The sequence below is a fragment of the Synechococcus sp. R8-2 genome (genome assembly GCF_047461715.1).
Lineage (GTDB): Bacteria > Cyanobacteriota > Cyanobacteriia > Thermostichales > Thermostichaceae > Thermostichus.
This window is the reverse complement of sequence record NZ_JANSHQ010000114.1, coordinates 1-6,059: the sequence shown is the minus strand read 5'-3', so window position 1 is coordinate 6,059 and position 6,059 is coordinate 1. Positions and strand designations below refer to the sequence as shown.

Here is a 6,059-nt window from a genome sequence, read left to right as displayed (position 1 = left end):
ACCTTGATGGCCAGGCCCATGCCTTCCCCTACCCGGCCAATGCATTGGATCCCTTCAGCACCCGATTTGCTCACCAGATCCCCTTGAGTGGCCCGCATCAATTCCGTGTCGAAACACCCCTGTCCGGCCACCATCTCCGGGTGATGGGTCATGGCCCGTGCTACCGATTCCAAGTCGGGCCGCTCGCCGGCGGTCAGTTGGGCGAATAGAGAAGCCAGGTGGTTCAGTTGCAATTGGTAGGTGGGCACCCCACAGTCATCCCGCGCAAACAAAAACTCCTCCGAGGGCATTTGCAGCAAATCCGCCAACTTGGCCCGCACCAGCGCTTGCACCGGATGCTGCCGCTGGGCATAGTCCGACAAGGTCCAGTTTTGGGCGCGGCTGGCCATAAGCATGCCGGCATGTTTGCCGGAGCAGTTGTGGCAAAGGGGGCTGGGCTTGCCGGGTGGGGTGGGGCAGACCAGCAAATCGGGAGATAGATCGGCCCGCCACAGTATGCTGAACACCTGCCGCGCATGAGCCGTGGTGCCCTGATGGGATCCGCACATGATGGCAATATCTTTCTCGCTGAGGCGGTAGCGCTCGCGGATGCCGGTGGAGAGCATGGCCAGCGCTTGGAAAGGTTTGAGGGCAGAACGGGCAAAAACAGGGGTGGTGCTGTTGCCGGCCATGGCCAGAGAACGCCCGCGGCTATCGGCCACGACAGCTTGGCAATGATGGATAGATTCGGTCAACCCCTCCCGCAAGACATGGATTAAGAGTTCAGGGGCGGTGGAACGATTCTCAAATGACATGAAAACCTGGGAAAGGGCTGACGAAGCTGGGAAAGAGGGTGTGTACTCTTCAAATCATACGCGCAGATCCTACACGAGAAGTTGGCGGGATCCCCTAAAGTAGCAAAATGGAACCCTTCCGCTCGGATCCCTGACCTCTGCCATGTCCTCCAATCCCCTGGTGTTTTTGGTCTGTCACGGCAGCCGGGATCCCGATTATCAGCAGGCTTTGGCAGATTTGTTGGCCCGGGTACAGCAGCAGCTGGCTCCCCAGCCGGTGGAGCTGGCCCAGTTGGAAGGTCAGCCTCTCACCCTGGCCGAACAGATTCAAGGACGGCTGGCAGCTTGGCTGGGCGCAGGCCGATCTCCCGATCAAGTGGTGCTGCTGTCGCTGTTTATGGGCGAGGGATCCCATGTGGAAGAGGATTTACCGGCTGCGGTGAAGCAGGTTCAAGCTCGCTGGCCGCGCCTGCCCATCCGGTTAACACCCCCCATTGGCCAGCACCCGGCCCTCCTGGATCTGTTGGTGGCTCGCATTCTGGCTCCACAGCCCTCTTGCTCTGCAACGCTCAGGCAATCCGGCGAACGGGCAGATGCCTGGATTGTGCTTGGCCATGGCAGCCGTCTGCCGGGGTTTGCCGCCCAGCTCCAAGCAGGGATCCAAACTGTGCAACGGCGCTTGCCCGAGATCCCCTTGCATGTGGCTTTTGCTGCCCAGTCCCCCACCTTAGAAGCGGTCGTGATCCATTGCTTGCGCCTTAGCCAGTGCCGTCTACGGGTGCTGCCGTTTTTTCTCTTTCCAGGCGGTCTGCTGCGCGCCCTACAAGAACAGGCTCAGCGATTACAGCGGGAATGGCCTCTGCTCCAAATCCAGGTGGAGCCGCCCCTCTGGCGGGATCCTCAACTGATGCAGGCCATTGTGGAGACACTCCAGGCTTTTAGCCCGGCGCTGGAATAGCCGAATCTTTCCCGTTCCCTCAAAATGGATATTTCCAACAGCAATGACGCGACCAGGACTTGAGATGGGCAAAGTGTATTTGGTGGGGGCAGGGCCTGGGGATCCGGGGCTGCTGACAGTGAAAGGAAAGACGCTGCTCGCCCACGCAGATGTGGTCATCTACGATGCCCTGGTGGGATCCCCCATCTTGGATCTGATCCCGCCGACGGCAGAACGGATCTACGCCGGCAAACACTGCGGTGCCCATACCTTGCCCCAGGAGCAGATCACAGCCTTGCTGATGGAGAAAGCTCGGACGGCAGCCGTGGTGGTGCGGCTCAAGGGGGGGGATCCCTTCATCTTTGGGCGAGGCGGCGAGGAGATGTTGGCTCTGGTGCAGGCCGGGATCCCGGTGGAGGTGGTGCCGGGAATTACGGCGGGCATTGCCGCCAGCGCCTATGCCGGGATCCCTCTCACCCATCGCGACCTCAGCTCCTCAGTTGCTTTTGTTACCGGACATGAGGCGGCAGGGAAATACCGCCCTCAGGTCAATTGGCGGGCTTTGGCCGGGGCGGTGGAAACCCTGGTGATCTACATGGGCATGCACAACCTCAGCCACATTGCCGCTGAATTGTTGGCCGGAGGGAAAGCTCCCGATACCCCGGTTGCCCTGATCCGCTGGGGCACCACCCCTGAGCAAGAGATTCATCTGCTCCGCCTGCAGACTCTGGCTGGGCAGCCCTCGCCCGTAGCACCGCCTTCAATTGTTGTGGTGGGAGCGGTGGTCAGCCTGGCCAGCTTGTTGCCCACTTTGCGTCCGCCAGTCTCGTATTGCTCCGCAGCGCTTGCGCAACCGGAATCTCCATGAACGCCTTCTTTCGCAAGTTGGGTGCCCTCTTCTCCGCCTACTACGCCTACATGCTGGAGTACCGGGCCGAGCTGATCCTGTGGGTGTTGGCCGGATCCCTGCCCCTGATCATGATGGGGGTGTGGAGCGAGGCAGCCCGCTCAGGAGACTTCTCGCTGTCTGCTCTGGAGTTCATCCGCTACTTTCTGGCGGTGTTCCTGGTGCGCCAGTTCACCATCGTCTGGGTCATCTGGGACTTTGAGCGAGAGGTGGTCGAAGGCAAATTATCTCCTCGCCTGTTGCAGCCTCTGGATCCGGCTTGGCACCATGTGGCCAGCCACCTGATGGAGCGCTTGGCCCGTCTCCCCTTTACCCTGGTTTTAATCGCCCTTTTCTTCGTCCTCTACCCCCCTGCCTTTTGGATCCCCTCTTGGGCCCAGGCGGGGCTGGGATCCCTGGCCATTCTCCTGGCTTTTGCCCTGCGCTTTCTCATGCAGTACACCCTGGCGCTGCTGGCCTTTTGGGTGGAACGGGTGACGGCCTTGGAGCAATTCCATTTTTTGGTGTACTTGTTTTTCTCGGGGGTGATCGCTCCTCTGGAGGTGTTCCCACCACCCGTGCGCCAGGTCTTGGCCTGGACACCCTTCCCCTACCTGGTGCATTTTCCCGCCAGCCTCTGGGCAGGGATCCCGGTGGACATTCTGCGCGGTTTTGGCCTGGGCCTGGCCTGGACGGGCCTGCTCTGGCTGGCCAATCGCTGGTTGTGGCGCAAAGGCTTGCAACAGTACTCGGGAATGGGAGCTTAGAGGGCCAGGTTCAGTCCCTCATTTCACAGCTACCGTAGTCTTCAGCTTTCAACCAGGCCACCCTTGAAACCACTATTATGGGTCAAGGCACCCCAGCCAAATGACGAATCCTGTCCGTCTCCCTGAAATAGCGACAGATAACAGGTGAATAGCGCTTTACCCTTTTCCCTAACAGCCTCCTCGAGTCCTCATGAAGCGTGTACTGGTCGTAGATGACGATCCCCTCTCCCTGAAGGTGCTGAGCCGCCACCTGACTCAGCATGGCTATCGGGTTTGTACAGGCGCTTCGGGTGTAGAAGGGTTGCGTCTGTTTGCCCAAGAGCAGCCGGATGTGGTGGTTTCAGATGTGGTGATGCCGGAAATGGACGGCTTCGAGTTTTGCCGACAACTGCGCCAACAGCGCGGCGGCGAGCTCGTCCCCTTCATTTTTCTCTCTTCGCGGGGAGAGATCGATGACCGGGTTCAGGGCTATGAGCGGGGGGCGGATGACTACATCATCAAGCCCTTTGAACCCCTGGAACTGGTGGCCAAAATCGAGGCCCAGATTGAACGCTCCCGCCGCACCCAATCGGAAATTCTGCGGCTGATCCAACAGCAGTCCCAGCCAAAACCGGAAGCGGCCCCCCGACCCACTCCACCCGAATTGCCCCTGACCCCTGCCGAAGAGCGGGTCTTTCGGGAAGTCATTCGCGGCTTCACCAACAAGCAAATCGGCGAGAAGCTGTTCATCAGCCCGCGCACTGTGCAAACTCACCTGACCAACATCCTCAGCAAGCTTTCTTTGGAAAATCGCTCGCAACTGGTGCGTTTTGCCTACGAACGGGGCTACACCGCCGAAGAGGAGCCGGGCCAGAAGGGATCCCTTTCAGGCCAGGTGTAGCCTCAAAACAGCACGTGGCGCTTTTCGCACCCGGCAGGGGATCCGCTCCTTGCCCAAGCGGACAAATGCCTCGTAGCGATGGCAGCCGGAGAACCCATAATACTCCCCTTCCACTTCCAAAACCTCAATGGGCTCCTGTAGGCCGACTGCTTCAATGGAAGCCATCAGCGCCTGCACCTTATCCGGATCCGTTTGCCGCGGCAAAGGGCGGCGAATTTGGGCAAGGGGAATCTCGCGAATCTGCGCCATGTTGAACTTTCTCCCTAAGCAGGCTCCTTAATCATACTCGTTATGACTTTGCTCTATCAAGACTGGCAGAGGGGATGGATTCTCAGGCCAGAGCATGGCAGGATAACACCATTCCTCACTGCTCTCTCCCTCAGTAGCCAACCCAGCCATGTGGCAACTCCTCAAAGCCTTATGGGGAAAGATCGCCGGCCAAGCCCCCCCTGCACCCCCCGCTGCCGCGCCACGACCACCCCTTGACAAGAGGCTGGTTCAGCAGCCCTCTCCCCGGAATGTCCCTGCTGCAGAGGCCGCCCGCAAAGAAGAAGCCCCTGAGCCCACCCCAGAACATCCCGCCCCAAAAGTTGCAGTAGCTCAACGGGGTGAGGAACCTGTGGTGTGGATCCCTGCTCAGGAAAAATCCCCAGACTCCCAGGCAGTAGAATCCCCCATCGGCCCAGCTCAACCCACCTCTACGGCCAAAAGCATCAGCAGCTTCTGGGCCATGACCGACACCGGATCCCGCATTTCCCGCATTGCCGCCACCACCGACAGTGGCCGTGCGGTCAGCTCCATTGCGACTGCTAGGCTCCGCCAACCGGAATAGCGACCGGGATCCCTTTAGCTTCAGAAAAAACTTCAGGGCAAGTCAGGAATAACTCCCATCCATTTTCACCCGCTACTGCAGGGATCCCCAGGGGGCATTAGGCCGATAATGGACAGGTAGCGTTGGGGGTTCCAAGCATGCTGGAGATGATCTTTAACGGGGCCAACTGGTTTGCTTTGCCCTTTTGGGCCTTGATGATTCTGCTGCCGGGTTGGAAGGTAACCCGCAAAGTGATGGAATCGCTTTTGCCCATCGCTCTTTTGGCGGCGGTTTATTTGTATCTTTTGGTCACCGGGTTTAATGCCGATGTTCTCAAGGAATTTTCCGACCCTCAACTGTCTCTGACCAGCCTAACCGACCTATTCAGTCAACCCGCCGTTATGGCGACGGGATGGGTACACTACATCGTCATGGATTTGTTTGTGGGCCGCTGGATCTTCTTGGAAGGGTGGGATAAGCGAGTATGGACAACCCATTCCCTGATTTTGTGCTTGTTTGCCGGGCCAGTGGGCTTGCTCTCCCATTTGCTTACGGTGGCAGTTGTCCAGGCACGCCGGCAAAACCAGGCGCAAGGAAGGACTCAAGAGACAGGAGTGCCACAAGAGTTGGCTAACCCCTAGGGATAGGCTCTATCGAATAGGGATCCAGGCTCGCATAGCAGGAGGAAGTCCTAAGAGGCTAGGATCAGGGGTAGGAGCCCTCAGCCTTGAGGCCAGAGGAACTGTTTGATGAGGAGTGGAGGCATAGCTTGGTTTTTGCGTCCTCAGCGGTGGCTGTGGAGCGGCCTTGGAGCAGCAGCCCTTGTGGCCCTCACGGCTGGGGCTAGTTGGGCACGGCTTTTGTTGGAAGTGCGCATGACCATGGGCCTGCCCATTAGCCCTAACTACTGGTACATGGTGGCCCTTAGCCGAGCTGGTAGCCCTGGCCCCACCGCCAACCTGGTAGATCCCAATGTCCGGGTTGGGCCCAACGAGTACACCTTTG

The 6,059-nt window shown here is 59.2% G+C and carries 9 protein-coding genes; 7 read left to right on the top strand and 2 right to left on the bottom strand.

Features of this window, described 5'->3' with window-relative positions; all coding sequences use genetic code 11:
* Nucleotides 1–794 (bottom strand): asparaginase (locus NW819_RS03190; RefSeq protein ID WP_414412860.1); only part of this gene is annotated, 794 nt, incomplete at its 3' end.
* Between the two features lie 142 nt (nt 795–936).
* On the opposite strand from NW819_RS03190, the gene NW819_RS03185 reads away from it, so the two are divergent.
* From NW819_RS03185 to NW819_RS03170, 4 genes are all read left to right on the top strand, one after another.
* Nucleotides 937–1,731, top strand: a complete 795-nt coding sequence (locus tag NW819_RS03185; protein ID WP_011432672.1) for a sirohydrochlorin chelatase — start codon at nt 937–939, stop codon at nt 1,729–1,731.
* Nucleotides 1,732–1,795: 64 nt separating this feature from the next.
* Complete coding sequence (gene cobA / locus NW819_RS03180; protein ID WP_414412859.1) at nt 1,796–2,578, top strand: uroporphyrinogen-III C-methyltransferase; 783 nt, start codon at nt 1,796–1,798, stop codon at nt 2,576–2,578.
* Nucleotides 2,575–3,363 (top strand): ABC transporter permease, encoded by a 789-nt coding sequence (locus tag NW819_RS03175; protein WP_414412858.1) that lies wholly within the window; start codon nt 2,575–2,577, stop codon nt 3,361–3,363. The genes cobA and NW819_RS03175 overlap by 4 nt, the downstream gene beginning before the upstream one ends.
* A gap of 190 nt (nt 3,364–3,553) precedes the next feature.
* On the top strand, nt 3,554–4,243 hold the full coding sequence (locus NW819_RS03170; protein WP_414389514.1) for a response regulator transcription factor: 690 nt from the start codon (nt 3,554–3,556) through the stop codon (nt 4,241–4,243).
* Here NW819_RS03170 and NW819_RS03165 read toward each other — a convergent pair.
* A complete protein-coding gene (locus NW819_RS03165; RefSeq protein WP_011432677.1) occupies nt 4,229–4,492 on the bottom strand; it encodes a sulfiredoxin in 264 nt (87 codons plus the stop codon). The genes NW819_RS03170 and NW819_RS03165 overlap by 15 nt on opposite strands.
* Nucleotides 4,493–4,640: 148 nt before the next feature.
* Here NW819_RS03165 and NW819_RS03160 point away from each other — a divergent pair, with 148 nt between their 5' ends.
* The 3 genes from NW819_RS03160 to NW819_RS03150 form a co-directional block, all read left to right on the top strand.
* Nucleotides 4,641–5,075: a hypothetical protein gene (locus NW819_RS03160; protein WP_414412857.1), complete on the top strand. Its 435-nt coding sequence runs from the start codon at nt 4,641–4,643 to the stop codon at nt 5,073–5,075.
* Nucleotides 5,076–5,212: 137 nt separating this feature from the next.
* Nucleotides 5,213–5,695 (top strand): ABA4-like family protein, encoded by a 483-nt coding sequence (locus NW819_RS03155; protein WP_414331247.1) that lies wholly within the window; start codon nt 5,213–5,215, stop codon nt 5,693–5,695.
* 108 nt (nt 5,696–5,803) lie between these two features.
* Nucleotides 5,804–6,059 (top strand): hypothetical protein (locus NW819_RS03150; RefSeq protein ID WP_414412856.1); only part of this gene is annotated, 256 nt, incomplete at its 3' end.

Excerpts from the sequence above, each read along its gene's own strand:
- NW819_RS03155 (WP_414331247.1), top strand. The coding sequence starts at position 5,213 with ATGCTGGAGATGATCTTTAACGGGGCCAACTGGTTTGCTTTGCCCTTT.
- NW819_RS03160 (WP_414412857.1), top strand. The coding sequence starts at position 4,641 with ATGTGGCAACTCCTCAAAGCCTTATGGGGAAAGATCGCCGGCCAAGCC.
- NW819_RS03185 (WP_011432672.1), top strand. The coding sequence starts at position 937 with ATGTCCTCCAATCCCCTGGTGTTTTTGGTCTGTCACGGCAGCCGGGAT.
- NW819_RS03175 (WP_414412858.1), top strand. The coding sequence starts at position 2,575 with ATGAACGCCTTCTTTCGCAAGTTGGGTGCCCTCTTCTCCGCCTACTAC.
- NW819_RS03170 (WP_414389514.1), top strand. The coding sequence starts at position 3,554 with ATGAAGCGTGTACTGGTCGTAGATGACGATCCCCTCTCCCTGAAGGTG.
- NW819_RS03165 (WP_011432677.1), bottom strand. The coding sequence starts at position 4,492 with ATGGCGCAGATTCGCGAGATTCCCCTTGCCCAAATTCGCCGCCCTTTG.
- cobA (WP_414412859.1), top strand. The coding sequence starts at position 1,796 with ATGGGCAAAGTGTATTTGGTGGGGGCAGGGCCTGGGGATCCGGGGCTG.